The sequence below is a fragment of the Kosakonia sp. H7A genome (assembly GCF_003028445.1).
In the GTDB taxonomy this organism is placed as follows: domain Bacteria; phylum Pseudomonadota; class Gammaproteobacteria; order Enterobacterales; family Enterobacteriaceae; genus Kosakonia; species Kosakonia radicincitans.
The window spans coordinates 444,797-463,712 of the sequence record NZ_PYTZ01000003.1 but is presented as its reverse complement, the minus strand read 5'-3'; the positions used below and the strand labels follow the sequence as shown (position 1 = coordinate 463,712).

Sequence of the window (18,916 nt, the reverse complement as noted above, 5' to 3'; positions counted from 1 at the left end):
ATTACATTCCTGAAGTCAGCGAGATAAACAGCGGCAGCGACAGGATACACAGTACGGAACTTAACAGCAGTACCGCTTCCGCATCCGGCGACTGCACGCCAAAGCGGTTACCAAATACCACGCCGAAGAAACCAGCCGCCAGCGCAATCATCAGGATCGCGGTGATAGCGACAGAGCCATGCAGGCCCAGCACCAGCACAATCCCCCAGGCAATAGCAGGCTGGATCAGCAGCTTGGTGATCGTGGCAGAAATAACCATAGTGTTGATGGCGAGTTTACGCGCTGAGAGGATCACACCGGTCAGGAACAGCGCCGCAGCGGTCGCAGCCAGGCCAAGCGGTTTGATAGAAGCCAGCAGCAATTCCGGCATTTTGAGGCCAAACGCTGAAAGCACAACCCCCAGCAGCGGGCCCCAGACAATCGGTTTTTTCACCGAACGCCACATCAGCACCGGCAGCATTGCCAGCGTAGAACCTGTGTTGCCGCCTTCTGCACGCGCTTTTTCACGTTCGAGGATCAGCAGGCAGAACGGCGTCATCAGTACCGAACCACAGGCAATAGAAACCGCGACGGAAAGAGACGTTGCAGACCCTTCGCCCAGAACGCTACCGAGGATCGGCAGACCCAGCGCCGCGTAGTTCGGCAGCGCCACTGTCAGGGTTAATACTGCAGCATCCTGCGGCGATTTTTTGAAGACAGAGACCGCCAGGAAGTAGATAGCCGCGTAGGTGATCCACATAGCGAGAACCAGCACCACAATCAGCGGCGACTGGGCGATGATACCGGCCCACGGCGTTTGTACGGTCGCGCTAAACAGCGCGGCGGGCAGGGCAAAGTCCATTACGAAGATATTCAGCAGGGAAACGTTCTTGTTGTCGACCATTTTGGCCTTCCCTGCCCAGAAACCCAACAGCATGATGACAAAAATGGGTGCGAGGGCATGAACAATTACATAAGTCATAGATCACCTATAAGCCTTTAAGAAAAAAGAGAAATAGCGCGATGGTTATTATTTTCAGATGCAGAATGCCGCGTGGGCGCGGCGTACGCGCCCACGGGTTTGCTATCTGGCAGGTTTCTTTTTTTTACTTACCAGCTTGCTTTCATGCGTTCGCGCACAAGAGCGGAGCTGCGGCGGTTGTCAGCACCCAGACGGTTTTTCAACGTGGTGTCCTGACGAGCGTCTTTGATTGCCTGTTGCAGAGTGTTCTTCACCTGCGTCAGATCGCTTTCTGAAGGCGCATCCGGATTGCTGATGTTCAGCAGATCCGACAGCAGCCCCAGCGTGGCATAGTTGCTAATGTCGTAGGCCATCGGCGGAATGGTCGCCGCCAGTTTTTCCAGCGCTTCCACGGTACGCAGCGTAATACGCGCCGCCGAGTCTTTACCCATCGCGTGGATCAACACACCGGAATCGTTAAAGGCGATCAGGCGGTTGGCCTGGTAGCCGTGGGCCAGAAATGCCCCGGACATCGCTTTACCGACGATCAGACCAATCACCGGGTGGCCCGCCAGGCGCGCATTGGCATACGCCGCAGCCGCGCCAGCCAGCGCCTGGTGAATACCAAATGCCTCTTCACGACGGCCGTAAGCCTGGCTTGGCACGTCAATCACCGCAATGATCGGGCGTTTCACGCTGCTGTTCGCATCGGCAGCGACCGTTTCGCTGACCACTTTCGCCAGCGTCCAGCCTTCCAGCAAACCGACTTCGCCTTTCGCGGCGCGCGGATAGTGGTTGTTGGCGTCCGGTACCACAGCGATAAAACGCACCGCTTCACCGTTCACCTGACCATCAGCGGCCTGTACGGACGGGCAAAGCCCGCTCAGACGTTGCGCATTCGGTGCCAGTTTTTCCAGCCATAAGGCACCACGGCTGACTGTCGTACTCATGCTTTACCCTCCCCGGCAAATAACGCGTTGATCTGTTCAGCATCCGCTTGTTTACGGGTGTCGAACCGGGTCAGACGTTGCAGATAATCGTCGTAGTTATCGGTGCGGTGTTTCGCCGGAACGCCTTTGGCAATGGCGTCATTCATCGCGTTTTTCACCGCGTTCACGCCGTCGCCGACCAGCGCATCCACCAGCCCGCTGCGATAACGCACTTCACCGCCGGTCATGCTCCAGATAAACGGACGGTCGCGGGAGTCGTACTCTTCAATCCCCGCTTCCTGCTCAATCACCTGCGGGCCGTTCAGACCGAGACGCGCTTCGCGGGTCACAATCAGATAGCTGCACAGCGCGGCGGCGATAGACATCCCGCCAAAGCAGCCCACCGTGCCGGCAACAATACCGACAACCGGGGTATAACGACGCAGGTCAACGATCGCCGCATGAATATCGGCAATCGCCGCCAGGCCGAGGTTGGCTTCCTGCAAGCGCACGCCGCCGGTTTCAAGACACAGAACAGCCTGCGTCGGGATCCCTTTGCGGTTATCTTCTGCCGCCAGTTCCAGCGCCGCCGCCATTTTCGCGCCGGAGACTTCGCCCATGCTGCCGCCCTGGAACGCGCCTTCAATTGCCACGACGACAGCCGGTTGACCATTGATGGTACCTTTGGCGACAACCATGCCGTCATCCGCCTGCGGAACAATACCCTGCGGCCCTAACCACGGGGAGATAATGCCCTCGAACGGATCCAACAATTCGCGGTAGCTGCCTTCATCCAGCAGCGCCTGTGCGCGCTGACGCGCTTTGAGTTCGATAAAACTGCGATCGTCACGCATAGCTCACCTCTTCGAATACCTGTTCGATACGGATGCGCGCCACACCGGGCGTCGCGCCGAAATCGTGGATCACAAGCTGGCCGGCAGGTAACGTGCTGACCAGCCCCAGACGGGTGAACAGCGCTTCCCAACGTCCACGGCTGTTATCCACGGAGGTGGTGATATCGATTGTCAGTGTCTGCCCCTGGTCGGCGGTGAATAACACCTCCATATCCCCGGAGCCCACAACGCCTGCCAGTGCTTTACCGCGCAATACGCGGCCGGCAGGCACAGTGATCGTGATATGTTCCATAACTTCCTCTTAATTCGCTAAATAAGGCGTGGTCAGGCGATCGAGAAACAGTGTGGCGGCCAGTAAATCCGCCGCGCCGCCGGGCGAAGCGTTCAGCGCCAGCATTTGCCTGTCGAGGTCAGCCAGCGCTTGCCAGCCGTGCGGATGGGCAACACCGCCTGCCTGCAACACATTCCGTGCGCCTGTGCGCATCGTCTCCAGCCCTTCCAGACCGGCGCGTGATAAAACACAGGTGTCGCTGAGCGAGGTCATGATCGCCATCAACGCATCCAGCCGTGCGGCAGTTTCGCTGCCGCCACGCTGGCGGCTTTGCTGCAACTGCGGCAGTGCCAGCTTCATGATGTGTGGAAACGCCTGCTGCGCTTCTTCGCGCGCGCCGGGCACCCGGTAACGATGGGTAGCACGCAGCCCTTTACTGAACACTTTCGGCGCGGCCTCGTCCGGCAGTTGCGCCAGCTTTGCGGCGGTGGCGGTAATCGCCTCAGCCGGGCCGCTGCCGCCGAGCATCGCCACAGCGCTGACCAGCAACCCCAGCGCCCAAATCGCGCCACGATGCGTATTCACACCGCCAGTTGCCGCCATCATCTGCTGCTCGCCTTCGCGGCCCAATCGCCCGATGGTTTGTCTGAGCGCCACATCTACCGGCCGTAACCAGCTCTGTTGCGCCAGCGCCTGAAACGTGGGGGTCAGGCTGTGCGCGGAACGCTCCATCAGTTCAAGCGTTAAATCGTGGTGCGCGCCGTTCCCCCGACTGTCCACCAGACCTGGCTTGGGGCTTAATCGTGCTTCGTCAATCAGACTCTGCGTGGCGGCTCGCGCCAGCCAATCGGCACCGCCTTCAGCTTCAATCCGTGGCAGAAGTTTCATTACCAGCTCCGGAATTTCGCAGGTGGGTTGTAAAGGCCGCCGGACCATTCCACCAGGTCCGCCACGCTGCTGGCTGCCAGCAACGAACGGGTGGCGTCAGTACGACGAATGCCCATATCTTCCGGGTAAACCACTTTGCCGCTCTGACGAAGTTGCGCCACGCGTTTGGCGTCAACACCCAGACCGATATCGGTGATACCGGCCACCGCCGCCACCATCGCGCGGCGCTCTTCGATGCTTTCCGCACGATAGAGGTAAGCAATCCCCTCTTCGGTGAGCACGTGAGTCACGTCATCGCCATAGATCATGACGGGTGCCAGCGGCATGCCGGAGGTTTTCGCCACTTCAACAGCGTCAAGTTTTTCCACAAAGGTCGGTTTCGCCCCGGCCTGGAAGGTTTCAACCATCTGCACGACCAGTTTTTTACCGCGTTGCATCGGATCCGGTTCGGTGATCATATTCAGCCAGGCAGGTGTTGCATGGCGACGACCGTGCGGGTCATGCCCCATGTTTGGCGCGCCGCCGAAGCCAGAGAGACGACCACGAGTAACCGTGGAGGAGTTCGCCAGGCCATCAACCTGCAGCGTGGAGCCGATAAACATATCCACCGCGTACTGACCTGCTAACTGGCAGAACGCACGGTTGGAACGCATTGAACCATCAGAACCGGTGAAGAACACGTCCGGACGCGCGCGGATATACTCTTCCATCCCCAGCTCGCCGCCGAAGCAGTGCACGCTTTCCACCCAGCCGCTCTCAATCGCCGGGATCAGCGTCGGATGCGGGTTCAGCGTCCAGTGTTTACAGATTTTGCCTTTCAGGCCGAGCTGTTCGCCGTAAGTCGGCAGCAGGAGTTCAATCGCCGCCGTATTGAAACCGATACCGTGGTTCAGCGACTGCACCTGATGCTCTGCGTAGATGCCTTTAATCGCCATCATCGCCATCAGGATGTGTTCTTGTTTGATCAAACGCGGATCGCGGGTAAACAACGGTTCGATAAAGAACGGTTTGTCCGCTACCACTACGTAGTCGATCCACGAGCCAGGAATATCGACACGCGGCAGATCGCATTCGTCATCCACCAGTTCGTTAACCTGCGCAATGACAATACCGTCGCGGAACGCAGCGGCTTCCACCAGCGCCGGCGTATCTTCGGTGCTGGGGCCGGTGTAGAGGTTACCTTTACGGTCGGCTTTGTAACCGGCAATCAGTGCCACATTCGGGCACAGGTCAACATACAGGCGGGAGTAAAGTTCGATGTAAGTGTGGATGGCGCCGATTTCCAGCAGACCATCTTCCAGCAGCTGCGAAATGCGCAGACTCTGCGTACCGGAGAAAGAGAAATCGAGTTTGCGCGCGATGCCTTTTTCGAAGATATCAAGATGTTCGCTACGGCCGACGCTCGGCATAATCATATGCAGATCATGCACTTTCTGCGGATTGACTTCAGCCAGCGAGCGGGAGAGAAAATCCGCCTGCTTTTGGTTGTTCCCTTCGAGAACGACACGGTCGCCGGGGGCGATCAGTTTTTCCAGCATGGCGACAAGGTCGCCGGTCGGCAGTACCTTGCCCTGCACGGGAATGGACGCCAGGCGACGCTGTTTCTCGCTGCGCCGCGTGTTCCATACCTGTGCTGGCGTTTGCCCAGATAACATTGTTAACCTCCTGATTCAGCTCATCATTTTGACTTGCTTAACACTGAACTCAGTGTGCGCTTTGCTGAGAAAGGCATCAATTAAGGAGGCGACGAAATCATTAGCCTGGGAGTAATAATCAACGAAACAATCTGTGATGTGGATCAGTTTCGCCAGATAAGAAAAGTATTATGGCGGTACGGAACGTACCGCCAACGAAAGATTAGCGCTGGCTGGCCAGACGCTGGCGAATCTGCTCTAAATGCTCCGTTTGATAGAGTTTGCCATCAAGGAAGCGCGTTTTCAGTTCACCGCCTTTTTCCTGCTCCCAACGCTGTTCATCATACAGTTGCAGTTCCCCCTGCGCATCGCGCTCCACGCGCAGTAGTCCCCGCGCCGAACGTTTCAGACCATTATCGGTTTTCGGCTCTTTAAAAATCATGCGTCCTTCGCCGTTTACCGCTCCCCAGGTCGCTTTCATCGCGAAACCGAAGGTGTCACGGGTGTTGTACTGATAAGTAAAGGAACCGACGCCAAACACCACGTTGGAGCTGGCAAAACCTTTGGCTTCCAGACGGCGCAGGATCTCATTCGCACGCGCCAGGGTGATGGAGTCCCCATAAATCAGGCCAACATGCGGATCCAGCACTTTGTAACCTTTCTCATTAATCGTGCCGCCAAAGATTTCCCACAGCACCTCTACCGAACCTTTCTCTTCCGGGCTGCGTTCCGGATGCATGTCATTATCTGCCCCCGTCCCGCAAAGGATCTCTACCGGATCGCCGCTGTCCGGGCGGAACACCACGCGTCCCTCACGGTGGAGAATGATCTGTTTCAATTCCCTGGTGTATTCCGTCAGTACACGCCAGTAATCCCAGGTATCCGATACGATAGAAACAAATCCCTGCGGATAAATATCGGCAATCAGACGTCGGAACGTTTCGATTTCATGATCGTGTTCACCCATGCACATCACGCTGTGTTCAGTAGCGGGAATGCTGGCACCAATAAAGTACTCTTCACCGCCAGTGTAGTGATCGCGGACATACAGCAGTGACGGAATGCTGTCGGTACCTTTGAAACTCAGCAGGTGACCGGCCCCAGCCTGCGCCGTATCGTGGAGACCGGCCATGCCGCGAAAAGAGAAGTCGTGACACTGGAAATCCAGATGCGATAAATCGGTGCAGGTTTTCTCTGCCCACTGCTGACAAATTTTACGGTAGTGGTGGGCAATGGTGGCGTTGGTGGAGGCTTTCCATAATTCAGCGGAGAGCACAGTTTCCAGGTAGTTCACCAGCCAGAAAAACTCCTCACGGGTGTTGGTAATCGTCAAAACCGGGACTTTCATTGGCACTTTACTGCCTTCATCCAGCGACTTTATGTGCAGCGGCAGATACCCCAAACGATGCAGCGCGCGAATATGATCGACCGCCACGGCATCCCTGCCGAGATAATTATCCATCACCTGCTTATATTCATTGACGACGTCATCTTCCTGGCGGGTAAAAAAGTCGGCATTGAACAAATCAACCATAAACCACTTCAGAAAGCCTTGCAGGCCGAAAAACACCAGCTTGCCATCCGCAACGGGAGACTGGAAAAAGCGGTCGCTGCGCGGGGTAAAGTTGGAGTAAACCTGAGTTGTTCCCTGCGGGTATTGCACACGGTGCGAAACTTTATAACCGTCGATAGCCAGAATGGGATTGATTTTCATAATGTTGGCTCCCTTAAGCGCGGAAAATAGTGTCGATGTCGATCAGTTCAACTCGCGGGTCTGCAAGCTCAGGCGAGGTGAAGGAGGTGGTGGTGTAAATTGCGTCAATGCCATTATTCAGCAAGTGTTCGACCCCTTTGGAGAAGACGCCGTGCGTGACATACAGACTGACACTGCGAGCCCCGGCATCGCGCAGCACCTGTGCTGAGCCGATAAAGGTGCCGCCCGCATCGCAAAGGTCATCAACGATCAGCACATCTTTGCCCGCCACATCACCAGCCACCAACGCAAACCCCGTAAGATTTCCTGTTGCAACATCACGTTCTTTCGTCAGGATGGCGTAGCTTTGCGCGCCGCTGGCTTTTGCCACGTTGTGGATTTTCTTCAGCGCACCGGCGTCCGGCGCGACCAGCATCAGCTCGCTCTTGCCTATGGCGCGACGCAGCGTTTCGCTCTGCATTAGGCCACTTTCCTGCGCAATCACTACGCAGTTCTTGATGGCTGCCGCCGCAGCATCGCTGTGCGGGTCGAGGATATACACTTTGTCGAAATTCAGGGTATTGAGCTGGTCGGCAAAAACCTTCAGTGCGAAGCTGTCACCTGCCACCATATGGCGGTCCTGACGTGCCCACGGCAACCATGCCAGCTCCAGATGGCTCACTGCGATATCGGTAACATGGCGCACGGCATCCACCAGTTGTGCCAGTAACATAAAGTCGTTCATATCGCGCATGGCGGCGACACGTACCCGCATATGCAGGGCGAATGAGGGAAGTTTACCGGCCACTTTTAGCCATACAGCGCCATCGGGAAAGACGCCATGGCTAATCTCAACCTGCTCATTATCAATCACTAATTCGATTCTGCTCGCCATCATTCACCTCGCTTTAACTCATTAATGTCCCTTGGACACTTTTAATATTGTCTGTGAGACACTATTAAGGCAAGCGTTTTTTCCAATTACCACGAAATAACAAGTTAACTCGCTGAAAATTAAGCTGATAAAAGTTAGCTTGCCGCTCCAGGGCAGGCTGATAAACTTGTGACGTGTAAAAAGGAGCGAGAGAGCCATGATCAGCGAAGCAGAGTACCTGGAAGCTTATGATGCCAGCCGTTTTCCCTCGCCACTGGTGACGGTGGATAGTGTGCTGTTTACCGTGCATCAGCAGGTGCTTTGCGTGCTATTGGTAAAGCGTGCAAGCCAGCCGCAGCAAGGGCGCTGGGGATTGCCCGGTGGGTTTATCGACATGGCGCAGGATGATTCCACACGCACCACAGCGCTGCGCAAACTCACGGAAAAAACCGGCGTCTCTCCCTCCTGGCTGGAACAGCTCGATACCTTTTCCGGCCCACAGCGAGATCCACGCGGCTGGAGCCTGACTATCGCCTGGTACGCGCTGATTTCATGGGTTTCTTGTGCGCCGCATATTGCCAGTGTGAGTGATGCGAAATGGGTGCCCGTCAGCGAGCTGGATACCATTGAGCTGGCATTTGATCACCGCGATATTATTCAGGCGGCGCTGCACCGGCTGCGTCAGAAAACCATGTACTCGTTACTGCCGGTTTACTGCTTGCCGGAGACGTTTACCCAGGCGCAATTGCAGGAGGCGACCGAAATCATTCTTGGTCAGCCTATTCAGCGTAAAAGTTTGATCCGCCGCTTTGAAGCTTCTGGCATGTTTGAAGAGACGGGTCAGAGCGTGGCGACCGGCGCGCGTAAAGCGCGTTTGTGGCGACGCAAACCGGACGCCGACATTCATCTTTTTACACGGAATTTACTGGCGGATGGGTAACATACCTGCACCCACGCTATTGCGGGTGCAGGCGCGCTTTTATTTCACATAGCCGTCTGTTTTAAGAAGTTTGTCCAGCGTTCTGAGCTCTGAATCAAAATCGTCCGTGTCGTTTTCCAGTAGCGCCTGATGCTGCTGATGAAAAGCACTTCTTAAGCGGATCAACATATCCAGTTGATCTTCAGTCGTCTTTCGGCGCAACTCATCGTCTATCAACTGCTTTGAAAGGGACTGCCCCTGCGTGACGATCATTTCAACGCCCGGCAAGTAGCGCTCCAAAAATCTCCGTCCGGACACTTCATCCCGCTCGTCAGTCTTCATGCACACCACAATCTGCTGCGCCGAATGAATGATTTGAGCGAGCTCGACCAGTAGCGGCCCAGGCAAATCGCTGATTTGTTCCAGACGAGATATCCGCTGCACCAGCGCTTTATCCGAATCAGCCAGTTTTTCTTTCTCTCTTTCCGCTTCGGCAAACATTGCCAACCGGTCCTGTTGCCTGCGGGCGTTAACTTTCAGCGCCAGCTCGTACAGGAGGTATCCGGCAAATAGCAAGGCAAACAGCGTCAGGTAAACAGGATGTGCGGTGTATTCATAGATCGAGCCATACTTCAACGCGGCCGAGAACCATAAAAACAGATACCAGATGTGGATTTTACCCAGTTTGCTCCACCCGCTTCTGTAGATGTGCACCAACAGCGCCATTGTTCCTGCCCAAAATGGCAGCGCTACCGCATCGCCCACAAAAAGCCAGCAAAAGCCCGCCAGCACCCCGACACACAGCGCGATACGATCGAAGAACAACGTGCGGCAGAGCAAAATAAAACAAAACCAGTCCACCGCAGCGAAGCTCGTTTCTATCCCGCCCGCTTCACTACCCAGCCCTGTATTAGCCTGCGTGGCGTACGGAGCAAAATAAGTGGCATACATCGCTCCAATGAAAAACATAAGTAGCTGGAGAGCGACCCGATTCAAACGCTTGCTGTAAATAGTATCCAGCCGCGTTCCTGCTTTATCGAACATCGTCTTTCTCCCGCCTTACTGCTGACGCACCGCGCCGTTGGCAATAGACGCCAGGCGGCTACGCAGATCGTTTTCCATCGTGACCAACTCTTTTTCCACCTCGGCTCTGCGCTGGCGCGCGTCGGTAGCGATCTTCACGGAGTCTTCAATGGTGCTGAGCAACCGCGTCTGCACCTCACGCAGGGTTTCGATATCCACGACCGAACGCTCCACTTCGCGCGCTGTTTCCAGCGTTCCGGTTTGCAACATTTCTGCATTGCGGCGCAGTAAGTCGTTGGTCGTATCGGCAACGTCTTTTTGCAGTTTTGCCGCCTGACGCTGAGTCTGTAATGACATCGACAGCGCAATCTGGCTCTTCCAGACAGGAATAGTGGAAAGAATGCTGCTCTGGATCTTTTCCGCCAGGGACTGGCTGTTACTTTGCATCAGGCGGATTTGCGGCGCGGACTGCATCGCAATGGTGCGCGACAGCATCAAATCATGCAGACGACGCTCAAAGCGCTGAATGCCCTCCAGCAGATCCCGAAGGCGCTGTGCGTTCATCGGATCAGTTGCCGCCTGCGCCTGCAAAGCGGGTAGTTCGTTCTGTTTGATCTGCTCCAGCTTTTGCTTACCGGCAATGATATGCAACGTGATTTGCTGAAAAACGTCGCGGTTACGATCAAACAGGATCTCCAGGACCGAGATATTGCGCAGCAGATCCACCATCGCTTCGTTCAGCTTTTCGGTGATGGTATCTACCTGCTTCGCCAGCGTCTGGTATTCCAGCATAGTGCGCTCGATCCGGTTAAACAGCGATCCCAACAGCGGTAGTGAAGCGAGGAAACCCGGTTTTTGCTCAAAAGCGCTGATATCCACCTGCTTGATTTTCATCAGCAGATCGGTCAGCTGTGCGCCAATCACGCCAGCGTCTTTCGCCCGGACTTCCTGCATCAGCGATTCAGAAAACTGCGAGATGCTGTTCATGGTTTTGGCGCCAAAGGCCAGCGAGAACACCGGATCGTTAATATTAATTTCTTCAACGATATTCTGGATTTGCGTTTGCTCGGCTGGGGTTAAATTTTCACTGCCGGGTAAGTCGTTAATTGCCTGATTGAGCTGCTGTGGCGCCGCAAGGTCAAGCGAGGTATTTTCCGTCATCCAATGAGTCCTCAATGAGTGAAAAGCGGACAGCAGTAATGGAATGAAATTGCTGATTTATTAAATCGTTATAAGGCTGTCCATAGAGCGTAATACGGTACAACAGCAGCAAAGTATTAAACAGCTTAAATATTCACAAGTATAATAAGCGTCAGTTTCTTGAGATGATTTAACACGATGGCAGATATTACCCCTGCAAATCTTCTTGAAAATCAGGAAGATTCGCACAACTTTCATCCGATGCCGGGTGCGCGGAATCCGCATCTACAAACGATGCTGCCTCGCATTCTACGCCGCCGCTTACAGTTTGATCCCTGGTGGCAGCGCCTGGAGTTGCCGGACGGCGACTTCGTCGATCTCGCCTGGAGCGAAGAGCCCGGGCAAGCAAAACACAAACCGCGTCTGGTCGTGTTTCACGGCCTGGAAGGAAGCCTGCACAGTCCGTATGCGCATGGTCTTATCCATGCGGCAAAAGAGCGCGGCTGGCTGGGCGTGGTGATGCATTTTCGCGGGTGTAGCGGCATTCCCAACCGCCTGAACCGCATCTACCACTCCGGCGAAACCGAAGATGGCACCTGGTTTTTGCGCTGGCTGCCAGAAACCTTCGGCCCGGCGCCGACCGCGGCGGTAGGGTATTCGCTGGGCGGCAATATGCTTGGCTGTCTGTTGGCCAAAGCCGATGATTCTCTTCCCGTTGATGCAGCCGTGATTGTCTCTGCGCCATTGATGCTGGAAGCGTGCAGCTATCATATGGAAAAAGGGTTTTCCCGCTTCTATCAGCGTTACCTGCTGAATTTGCTGAAAGCGAACGCCGCACGCAAATTAAGAGCCTATCCCGGCTCGCTGCCGACAACGCTGCCAGCGCTGCGGAAAGTGCGGCGTATCCGTGAATTTGACGATTTGATCACCGCCAAAATCCACGGCTTTGCGGATGCGCTGGATTACTATCGCCGCTGTAGCGCCATGCCGCAGTTGCCGCTGATCCGCAAACCGACGCTGATCATTCACGCCAAAGACGATCCGTTTATGGATCACAACGTCATTCCCGACGCCGGGCATTTACCGCCAAATATTGAGTACCAACTGACAGAGCACGGCGGTCATGTCGGGTTTGTCGGCGGTACACTGCGCCGACCGGAAATGTGGCTGGAAAAGCGCATTCCGGACTGGCTTTCCACCTGGCTGAGAACATCATGATTATTCCCTGGCAAGAGATTGACGCCGACACGCTGAACAATCTGATTGAGAGCTTTGTCTTGCGCGAAGGCACCGATTATGGTGAACATGAACGTTCGCTAGAACAAAAAGTCGCTGACGTTAAACGTCAACTGCAACGCGGTGAAGCTGTACTGGTGTGGTCGGAACTGCACGAGACAGTAAATATTATGCCGCGGGGGCAGTTCCACGGTTAACCGGGTAGATGGCGGCTGACTATACTGCAAACACAGTTTTATTCAGGGAGTTGCTATGTCCGCCAAACATCCGGTCATCGCCGTTACTGGCTCCAGCGGCGCGGGAACCACCACGACCAGCGTCGCCTTCCGTAAAATCTTCGCCCAGCTCGATATGCATGCCGCAGAAGTGGAAGGTGACAGCTTCCATCGCTATACCCGTCCGGAAATGGATATGGCGATCCGCAAAGCCCGCGATCTTGGGCGGCATATCAGTTACTTTGGCCCGGATGCCAATGACTTTGGCCTGCTCGAACAAACCTTTAGCGAATATGGCCAGAGCGGAACCGGGCAAACGCGTAAATATCTGCATACCTACGATGAAGCGGTGCCGTGGAATCAGGTTCCGGGCACGTTTACGCCCTGGCAACCGCTGCCGGAACCCACCGACGTGCTGTTTTACGAAGGGCTGCACGGCGGCGTAGTAACACCGCAAAATGACGTGGCGCGGCACGTTGATTTGCTGGTTGGCGTGGTGCCGATCGTCAACCTGGAGTGGATCCAGAAACTGATTCGCGACACCAGCGAACGCGGACACTCCCGTGAAGCAGTGATGGATTCGGTGGTTCGCTCGATGGAAGATTACATCAACTTTATCACCCCGCAGTTTTCCCGTACGCACATCAACTTCCAGCGTGTGCCGACAGTCGATACTTCTAACCCTTTTGCCGCAAAAGGCATTCCGTCACTCGATGAAAGCTTTGTGGTCATTCACTTCCAGAATTTGCAGGGCATTGATTACCCGTGGCTGTTGGCGATGCTGCAAGGTTCGTTTATTTCCCATATGGATACGCTGGTGGTACCGGGCGGCAAGATGGGGCTGGCGATGGAATTGATTATGACGCCGCTGGTGCAACGGCTGATGGAAGGGAAAAAGATTAAGTAGCCCGGCAAACCGATCGCCGGGCCAGGGCATCAGGCTTCGATAACCTCGTAGGAGTGGGTGATCTTCACGGCCTTCTCCAGCATCAACGCTACGGAGCAATATTTTTCTGCCGACAGATCCACCGCGCGGGAAACCGCCGCGTCTTTCAGCGCCTTACCGGTGACGATAAAGTGCAGATTGATGTGCGTAAACAGACGCGGCGCTTCTTCACGGCGCTCGGAAGTCAGCTTCACTTCGCAGTCGGTCACGTCGTGGCGTCCTTTCTGCAGGATGGAAACGACGTCAATTGCGCTGCAACCGCCCGCAGCCATCAGCACCATCTCCATCGGACTTGGCGCTTTATCCCCGGAATTACCGTCCATCAGAATTTGGTGGCCAGATGCGGACTCACCCAGGAAGGTTAACCCTTCAACCCATTTCACTCGTGCCTGCATTTTATTCACTCCGGAGTAGTAATTTTCTCCACAGATTACGCGTACATAACAAAACTCGCAACGGAAGGCGACCTGCGTCATGCTGAAGCGAGACACCAGGAGACAGGCGTGAAAACCTATGCTAAAACAATCTGGATGCTACAGAGATAAATGGATGTTACGCATGTATGCATGACATCGTAGATTAGAGGCCGCAGATAACGCTGACGGCCTACTTCTCAGGACATGAGAAGCTTTGATTGCAACCCCGGAAGCAGGCTGAAACTACATCCCCGCTTTCGGAGCCAGCTTATAACAGAGGATAACCGCGCATGGTGCTTGGCAAACCGCAAACAGACCCGACTCTCGAATGGTTCTTGTCTCATTGCCACATTCATAAGTACCCGTCGAAGAGCACGCTGATTCACCAGGGTGAAAAAGCGGAAACGCTGTACTACATCGTTAAAGGCTCAGTGGCAGTGCTAATCAAGGATGAGGAAGGTAAAGAGATGATTCTCTCTTACCTTAATCAGGGTGATTTTATCGGTGAACTGGGCTTGTTCGAAGAAGGTCAGGAGCGCAGTGCCTGGGTACGCGCCAAGACCGCTTGTGAAGTCGCCGAGATTTCCTACAAAAAATTCCGTCAGCTTATCCAGGTGAACCCGGATATTCTGATGCGCCTCTCCGCACAGATGGCGCGTCGCCTTCAGGTGACCTCGGAGAAAGTCGGCAACCTGGCGTTCCTGGACGTAACGGGCCGTATCGCGCAGACGCTGCTGAATCTGGCAAAACAGCCGGACGCAATGACTCACCCGGACGGCATGCAGATTAAAATCACTCGCCAGGAGATTGGCCAAATCGTTGGCTGCTCCCGTGAGACTGTCGGCCGCATCCTGAAAATGCTGGAAGATCAGAACCTGATCTCCGCCCACGGTAAAACCATCGTGGTATACGGAACACGTTAATCCGTAAAACGGCGCATCGTTTACCCGGCGCGCCGTTTTTCTCTCCTCATGTGGCGCAGGCTGATTTATCACCCCGAAATCAACTACGCACTGCGACAAACGCTGGTGTTATGTCTGCCTGTGGCGATTGGCCTGCTCGTCGGGCATCTGCAACAGGGTCTGCTTTTCTCACTCGTTCCCGCTTGCTGCAATATTGCCGGTCTCGACACGCCGCATAAGCGTTTCTTTAAGCGCCTGATTATTGGCGGCAGTCTGTTTGCGGGTAGCAGCCTGGCTGTGCAATTGCTGTTGGCGGAAGATCTTCCGCTGCCGTTGATCTTTACCATGCTGACCCTGCTACTGGGCGTCACGGCCGAGATCAGCGCATTGCACGCGCGCTTACTGCCCGCCTCGCTGATTGCCGCCATCTTCACGCTCAGCCTCGCCGGGAATATGCCGGTGTGGGAACCACTGCTGATCTACGCGCTGGGCACGCTGTGGTACGGGCTGTTTAACTGGTTCTGGTTCTGGATGTGGCGGGAACAACCGCTGCGCGAATCATTAAGCCTGCTCTACCGGCAACTGGCTGATTATTGCGAGGCCAAATACAGCCTGCTGACGCAGCACGCCGATCCGGAAAAAGCCCTGCCGCCGCTGCTTGCACGCCAGCAAAAAGCGGTGGATATGATAAGCCAGTGCTATCAACAATTGCATATGCTGGCGGCCAATCAGCATAACGACTACAAACGCCTGCTGCGCGTTTTCCAGGTCGCGCTGGATTTGCAAGAGCATATTTCCGTTAGCCTGCACCAGCCGGAAGAGGTACAAAAACTGGTTGAACAAACCCATGCCGAGCAGGTGATCCGCTGGAATGCGCAGACCGTTGCCGCCCGTTTACGCGTGCTGGCGGACGATATTCTCTACCATCGGTATCCGACGCGTTTCACGATGGAGAAGCAAATTGGCGCGCTGGAAAAAATCGCCCGCCAGCACCCGGATAATCCGGTAGGCCAGTTCTGCGCCTGGCACTTTAGCCGCATCGCCCGCGTACTACGTACGCAGCGTCCTCTGTACATCCGCGATTTGATGGCAGAGAAGCAGCGTCGATTACCATTTCTCCCGGCGCTGAAAAGCTATTTGTCCCTGAAATCCGCCGCGCTGCGTAATGCGGCGCGCATCAGTGTGATGCTCAGTATTGCCGGCCTGATGGGCAGCGCCCTGCATCTGCCGAAGCCCTACTGGATCATGATGACAATTATGTTTGTTACGCAAAATGGTTATGGCGCGACACGCGTACGCATTGTCCACCGGGCGGCAGGAACCATTGCCGGGCTGGTGATCGCCGGGATCACGTTGCACTTTCATGTTCCGCTCGGCTTTACGCTGACGGCCATGTTATTGATTACGCTGGTCAGCTATCTGATTATCCGCAAAAACTACGGCTGGGCGATGGTCGGCTTTACCATTACCGCGGTGTACTCATTGCAACTGCTGACCTTAAACGGCGAAGAATTTATTGTCGCGCGGCTAATCGATACCTTAATTGGCTGCCTGATCGCCTTTGGCGGTATGGTCTGGCTGTGGCCGCAATGGCAAAGCGGTTTGCTGCGCCAGAATGCCCACGACGCGCTGGAAACAGACCAGCAGGCGATTCGCCTGATCCTCAGCGATGACCCGCAGCCCACGCCGCTCGCCTGGCAGCGTATGCGCGTCAACCAGGCACATAATGCACTTTTTAACTCGCTCAATCAGGCAATGCAGGAACCGGGCTTTAACACCCGTTATCTGGAAGATATGAAGTTGTGGGTGACGCACAGTCAATTTATTGTCGAACATATCAATGCGATGACCACGCTGGCGCGTGAGCATACGATGCTGACGCCGGAGCTGGCGCAGCGCTATTTACAGTCCTGCGAAATTGCGCTGCAACGTTGTCAGCAGCGGCTGGAGTATGACGGACCGGGAGAGTCCGGTGATGTGAATATTCTTGAAGCGCCGGAAACGTTGACCCACGGGCCAATGAGCACGCTTGAACAGCATTTACAACGGGTTATCGGGCATCTGAACACCATGCACACCATTTCGTCAGTGGCATGGCGTCAGCGCCCGCATCATGGCATCTGGCTAAGCCGACGCCTTAACCATTAACCACTTTCTCTACCGCGCTGGCAAAGCGGCGCATCCCTTCATCAATATCCTGCTCGTCAATAACCAGCGACGGCGCAAAGCGCATTACGTCCGGACCGGCGTTCAGCACCATTACGCCCGCATCTGCGGCAGCATAGAGAAAATCACGCGCGCGGCCTTTGAACGGCGCAGTCAATTCAGCGCCAATCAACAACCCCATGCCGCGAACTTCGCTGAAGAGTTGATATTTTTCGCCGATCTGCTGCAAATGCTTAACGAAAAGCTGGCGTTTAGCATTCACACCGTTGAGCACTTCTGGCGTGTTGATAATGTCAAAAGCCGTTCCCGCTACCGCGCAGGCCAGCGGGTTGCCGCCATAGGTGGAACCGTGCGAACCGGCGTGGAACACGCTGGCGATCTCATTGGTCGTCAGCATCGCGCTGATCGGGAAACCGCCCCCCAGCGCTTTCGCACTGGTCAGAATGTCCGGCGTCACGCCATAGTGCATATAAGCAAACAGATCGCCGCTACGGCCCATGCCGCATTGCACTTCATCAAATACCAGCAGCGCTTTGTGCTGATCGCACAGTTCGCGCAGCCCTTGCAAAAACTCCGGCGTTGCTGCCGTAACACCGCCTTCCCCCTGGATCGGCTCGACCACCACCGCGCAGGTATGATCATCCATGACAGCTTTCACCGCGTGCAGATCGTTGAACGGCACATGAATGATATCGGCTGGTTTCGGGCCAAAACCGTCGGAATATTTCGGTTGACCACCAACCGTGACGGTAAACAGCGAACGACCGTGGAAAGCATTGTGGAAGGCAATAATTTTGGTTTTATACGGACTATGGCGAGTGGATGCATAAAAACGCGCCAGCTTAAAGGCGGTTTCGTTCGCTTCCGTGCCGGAGTTCATAAACACCACGCGCTCGGCAAAAGTCGCGTCAATCAGTTTACGCGCCAGACGCAGAGCCGGTTCGTTGGTGAATACATTGCTGATATGCCACAGCGTTTCACCCTGCGTTTTCAACGTTTCTACCAGCGCGGGATGGCAGTGTCCTAAAGCAGTTACCGCAATTCCACCTGCAAAATCAACATACTCTTTACCCTGCTGATCCCACACACGACTGCCTTTTCCCTTCACCGGGATAAACTCGGCCGGTGCGTAAATTGGCAGAATCACTTCATCGAAGTTTGCACGCGTTACCGCGTCTTGCTGAGTTGCCATGTCTTGCCCATCCAATTTTTTGTTGCATTGATTATGAAAATATAATCACGAAATATGCATAAAAAATCACTGCGTGGCAACCAGAAATCACCGTTTGAGGAAGTTTTCCAGTAACTGGTGGCCCTGCTCGCTAAGAATACTTTCCGGGTGAAACTGTACGCCTTCCAGATCCCACTGCCGATGGCGAATCCCCATTATTTCCCCGCTTTCCGTGCGCGCAGTGACTTCAAAGCAGGCGGGTAGCGTAGGTGGATCAATCACCAAAGAATGGTAACGGGTGACGGTTAACGGATTATTAAGCCCGGTAAACACGCCGCTATTGTTATGGGTAATGGGCGATGTTTTGCCGTGCATCACTTTTGCCGCACGGACGATCGTCGCGCCAAAGGCCTGGGCAATCGCCTGATGACCAAGACAGACGCCCAGCACAGGAAGTTTGCCTGCATAATGGCGAATGACTTCCAGTGAAATACCGGCCTCATCGGGCGTACAAGGGCCTGGCGAGATAACGATTTTTTGCGGTGCCAGCGCGGCAATATCCTCAAGCGAAAGCTCATCGTTACGCCTCACCTCCACCCTTGCGCCCAGTTCGCAAAAGTATTGATACAGGTTCCAGGTGAAGGAGTCGTAATTGTCGATAAGCAGGATCATAGCGGCCTCGGTAAAATAAACCGCGCT

At 55.1% G+C, this 18,916-nt stretch carries 19 protein-coding genes; 6 read left to right on the top strand and 13 right to left on the bottom strand.

Annotated features, from left to right (window positions below; genetic code table 11):
* Position 1: 1 nt before the first annotated feature.
* The 8 genes from CWM66_RS15030 to prs form a co-directional block, all read right to left on the bottom strand.
* Entirely contained in the window at positions 2-961 is a 960-nt protein-coding gene (locus CWM66_RS15030) for an AEC family transporter (protein ID WP_035888975.1), read from the bottom strand.
* Positions 962-1,089: 128 nt separating this feature from the next.
* Positions 1,090-1,890, bottom strand: coding sequence for a biotin-independent malonate decarboxylase subunit gamma (gene mdcE / locus CWM66_RS15025; protein WP_007369785.1), 801 nt, complete (start codon positions 1,888-1,890; stop codon positions 1,090-1,092).
* Positions 1,887-2,723 carry a biotin-independent malonate decarboxylase subunit beta gene (locus tag CWM66_RS15020; protein ID WP_035888974.1) on the bottom strand — a complete coding sequence of 279 codons (837 nt, stop codon included), beginning with the start codon at positions 2,721-2,723 and terminating at the stop codon, positions 1,887-1,889. Before CWM66_RS15020 ends, mdcE begins: the two co-directional genes overlap by 4 nt.
* Positions 2,716-3,015: a malonate decarboxylase acyl carrier protein gene (gene mdcC, locus CWM66_RS15015; RefSeq protein WP_035888973.1), complete on the bottom strand. Its 300-nt coding sequence runs from the start codon at positions 3,013-3,015 to the stop codon at positions 2,716-2,718. Before mdcC ends, CWM66_RS15020 begins: the two co-directional genes overlap by 8 nt.
* Positions 3,016-3,024: 9 nt before the next feature.
* Positions 3,025-3,882, bottom strand: coding sequence for a triphosphoribosyl-dephospho-CoA synthase (locus CWM66_RS15010; protein ID WP_107146845.1), 858 nt, complete (start codon positions 3,880-3,882; stop codon positions 3,025-3,027).
* A complete protein-coding gene (gene mdcA, locus CWM66_RS15005) occupies positions 3,882-5,537 on the bottom strand; it encodes a malonate decarboxylase subunit alpha (protein WP_043956313.1) in 1,656 nt (551 codons plus the stop codon). The genes CWM66_RS15010 and mdcA overlap by 1 nt, the downstream gene beginning before the upstream one ends.
* A gap of 202 nt (positions 5,538-5,739) precedes the next feature.
* Positions 5,740-7,230: a nicotinate phosphoribosyltransferase gene (locus CWM66_RS14995; protein WP_107146844.1), complete on the bottom strand. Its 1,491-nt coding sequence runs from the start codon at positions 7,228-7,230 to the stop codon at positions 5,740-5,742.
* A gap of 13 nt (positions 7,231-7,243) precedes the next feature.
* Positions 7,244-8,104 (bottom strand): ribose-phosphate diphosphokinase, encoded by an 861-nt coding sequence (gene prs, locus CWM66_RS14990; RefSeq protein WP_035888990.1) that lies wholly within the window; start codon positions 8,102-8,104, stop codon positions 7,244-7,246.
* 196 nt (positions 8,105-8,300) lie between these two features.
* Here prs and CWM66_RS14985 point away from each other — a divergent pair, with 196 nt between their 5' ends.
* Positions 8,301-9,023, top strand: coding sequence for an NUDIX domain-containing protein (locus CWM66_RS14985; protein WP_007369778.1), 723 nt, complete (start codon positions 8,301-8,303; stop codon positions 9,021-9,023).
* A 39-nt stretch (positions 9,024-9,062) separates the two neighbouring features.
* Here CWM66_RS14985 and CWM66_RS14980 read toward each other — a convergent pair whose 3' ends face one another.
* Together CWM66_RS14980 and CWM66_RS14975 are read right to left on the bottom strand one after the other, a co-directional pair.
* Positions 9,063-10,046, bottom strand: coding sequence for a 5-bromo-4-chloroindolyl phosphate hydrolysis family protein (locus CWM66_RS14980; RefSeq protein ID WP_107146843.1), 984 nt, complete (start codon positions 10,044-10,046; stop codon positions 9,063-9,065).
* 15 nt (positions 10,047-10,061) lie between these two features.
* Entirely contained in the window at positions 10,062-11,186 is a 1,125-nt protein-coding gene (locus CWM66_RS14975; RefSeq protein ID WP_007369776.1) for a toxic anion resistance protein, read from the bottom strand.
* 177 nt (positions 11,187-11,363) lie between these two features.
* On the opposite strand from CWM66_RS14975, the gene CWM66_RS14970 reads away from it, so the two are divergent.
* Genes CWM66_RS14970 through CWM66_RS14960 form a run of 3 tightly spaced genes read left to right on the top strand, consistent with a single transcriptional unit; the run spans position 11,364 to position 13,523 of the window.
* Positions 11,364-12,383, top strand: coding sequence for a hydrolase (locus CWM66_RS14970; RefSeq protein WP_007369774.1), 1,020 nt, complete (start codon positions 11,364-11,366; stop codon positions 12,381-12,383).
* Entirely contained in the window at positions 12,380-12,598 is a 219-nt protein-coding gene (locus CWM66_RS14965; protein WP_007369773.1) for a YheU family protein, read from the top strand. The genes CWM66_RS14970 and CWM66_RS14965 overlap by 4 nt, the downstream gene beginning before the upstream one ends.
* Before the next feature lie 55 nt (positions 12,599-12,653).
* Positions 12,654-13,523, top strand: coding sequence for a phosphoribulokinase (locus CWM66_RS14960; RefSeq protein WP_007369772.1), 870 nt, complete (start codon positions 12,654-12,656; stop codon positions 13,521-13,523).
* 29 nt (positions 13,524-13,552) lie between these two features.
* On the opposite strand, the gene CWM66_RS14955 is transcribed toward CWM66_RS14960, so the two are convergent.
* Positions 13,553-13,957 (bottom strand): OsmC family protein, encoded by a 405-nt coding sequence (locus CWM66_RS14955; RefSeq protein ID WP_007369771.1) that lies wholly within the window; start codon positions 13,955-13,957, stop codon positions 13,553-13,555.
* Between the two features lie 311 nt (positions 13,958-14,268).
* Between CWM66_RS14955 and crp the strand changes: the two genes are divergently transcribed.
* Together crp and CWM66_RS14940 are read left to right on the top strand one after the other, a co-directional pair.
* Entirely contained in the window at positions 14,269-14,901 is a 633-nt protein-coding gene (crp, locus tag CWM66_RS14945) for a cAMP-activated global transcriptional regulator CRP (RefSeq protein WP_000242755.1), read from the top strand.
* 48 nt (positions 14,902-14,949) lie between these two features.
* Entirely contained in the window at positions 14,950-17,028 is a 2,079-nt protein-coding gene (locus CWM66_RS14940; RefSeq protein ID WP_007369770.1) for a YccS/YhfK family putative transporter, read from the top strand.
* Here CWM66_RS14940 and CWM66_RS14935 read toward each other — a convergent pair.
* Together CWM66_RS14935 and pabA are read right to left on the bottom strand one after the other, a co-directional pair.
* Entirely contained in the window at positions 17,018-18,238 is a 1,221-nt protein-coding gene (locus CWM66_RS14935; protein ID WP_007369769.1) for an aspartate aminotransferase family protein, read from the bottom strand. The two genes, CWM66_RS14940 and CWM66_RS14935, sit on opposite strands and share 11 nt — an antisense overlap.
* A gap of 87 nt (positions 18,239-18,325) precedes the next feature.
* Positions 18,326-18,889 (bottom strand): aminodeoxychorismate synthase component 2, encoded by a 564-nt coding sequence (gene pabA / locus CWM66_RS14930; protein WP_007369768.1) that lies wholly within the window; start codon positions 18,887-18,889, stop codon positions 18,326-18,328.
* Between the last annotated feature and the right edge of the window lie 27 nt (positions 18,890-18,916).

Excerpts from the sequence above, each read along its gene's own strand:
- CWM66_RS15030 (WP_035888975.1), bottom strand. The coding sequence starts at position 961 with ATGACTTATGTAATTGTTCATGCCCTCGCACCCATTTTTGTCATCATG.
- mdcE (WP_007369785.1), bottom strand. The coding sequence starts at position 1,890 with ATGAGTACGACAGTCAGCCGTGGTGCCTTATGGCTGGAAAAACTGGCA.
- CWM66_RS15020 (WP_035888974.1), bottom strand. The coding sequence starts at position 2,723 with ATGCGTGACGATCGCAGTTTTATCGAACTCAAAGCGCGTCAGCGCGCA.
- mdcC (WP_035888973.1), bottom strand. The coding sequence starts at position 3,015 with ATGGAACATATCACGATCACTGTGCCTGCCGGCCGCGTATTGCGCGGT.
- CWM66_RS15010 (WP_107146845.1), bottom strand. The coding sequence starts at position 3,882 with ATGAAACTTCTGCCACGGATTGAAGCTGAAGGCGGTGCCGATTGGCTG.
- mdcA (WP_043956313.1), bottom strand. The coding sequence starts at position 5,537 with ATGTTATCTGGGCAAACGCCAGCACAGGTATGGAACACGCGGCGCAGC.
- CWM66_RS14995 (WP_107146844.1), bottom strand. The coding sequence starts at position 7,230 with ATGAAAATCAATCCCATTCTGGCTATCGACGGTTATAAAGTTTCGCAC.
- prs (WP_035888990.1), bottom strand. The coding sequence starts at position 8,104 with ATGGCGAGCAGAATCGAATTAGTGATTGATAATGAGCAGGTTGAGATT.
- CWM66_RS14985 (WP_007369778.1), top strand. The coding sequence starts at position 8,301 with ATGATCAGCGAAGCAGAGTACCTGGAAGCTTATGATGCCAGCCGTTTT.
- CWM66_RS14980 (WP_107146843.1), bottom strand. The coding sequence starts at position 10,046 with ATGTTCGATAAAGCAGGAACGCGGCTGGATACTATTTACAGCAAGCGT.
- CWM66_RS14975 (WP_007369776.1), bottom strand. The coding sequence starts at position 11,186 with ATGACGGAAAATACCTCGCTTGACCTTGCGGCGCCACAGCAGCTCAAT.
- CWM66_RS14970 (WP_007369774.1), top strand. The coding sequence starts at position 11,364 with ATGGCAGATATTACCCCTGCAAATCTTCTTGAAAATCAGGAAGATTCG.
- CWM66_RS14965 (WP_007369773.1), top strand. The coding sequence starts at position 12,380 with ATGATTATTCCCTGGCAAGAGATTGACGCCGACACGCTGAACAATCTG.
- CWM66_RS14960 (WP_007369772.1), top strand. The coding sequence starts at position 12,654 with ATGTCCGCCAAACATCCGGTCATCGCCGTTACTGGCTCCAGCGGCGCG.
- CWM66_RS14955 (WP_007369771.1), bottom strand. The coding sequence starts at position 13,957 with ATGCAGGCACGAGTGAAATGGGTTGAAGGGTTAACCTTCCTGGGTGAG.
- crp (WP_000242755.1), top strand. The coding sequence starts at position 14,269 with ATGGTGCTTGGCAAACCGCAAACAGACCCGACTCTCGAATGGTTCTTG.
- CWM66_RS14940 (WP_007369770.1), top strand. The coding sequence starts at position 14,950 with ATGTGGCGCAGGCTGATTTATCACCCCGAAATCAACTACGCACTGCGA.
- CWM66_RS14935 (WP_007369769.1), bottom strand. The coding sequence starts at position 18,238 with ATGGCAACTCAGCAAGACGCGGTAACGCGTGCAAACTTCGATGAAGTG.
- pabA (WP_007369768.1), bottom strand. The coding sequence starts at position 18,889 with ATGATCCTGCTTATCGACAATTACGACTCCTTCACCTGGAACCTGTAT.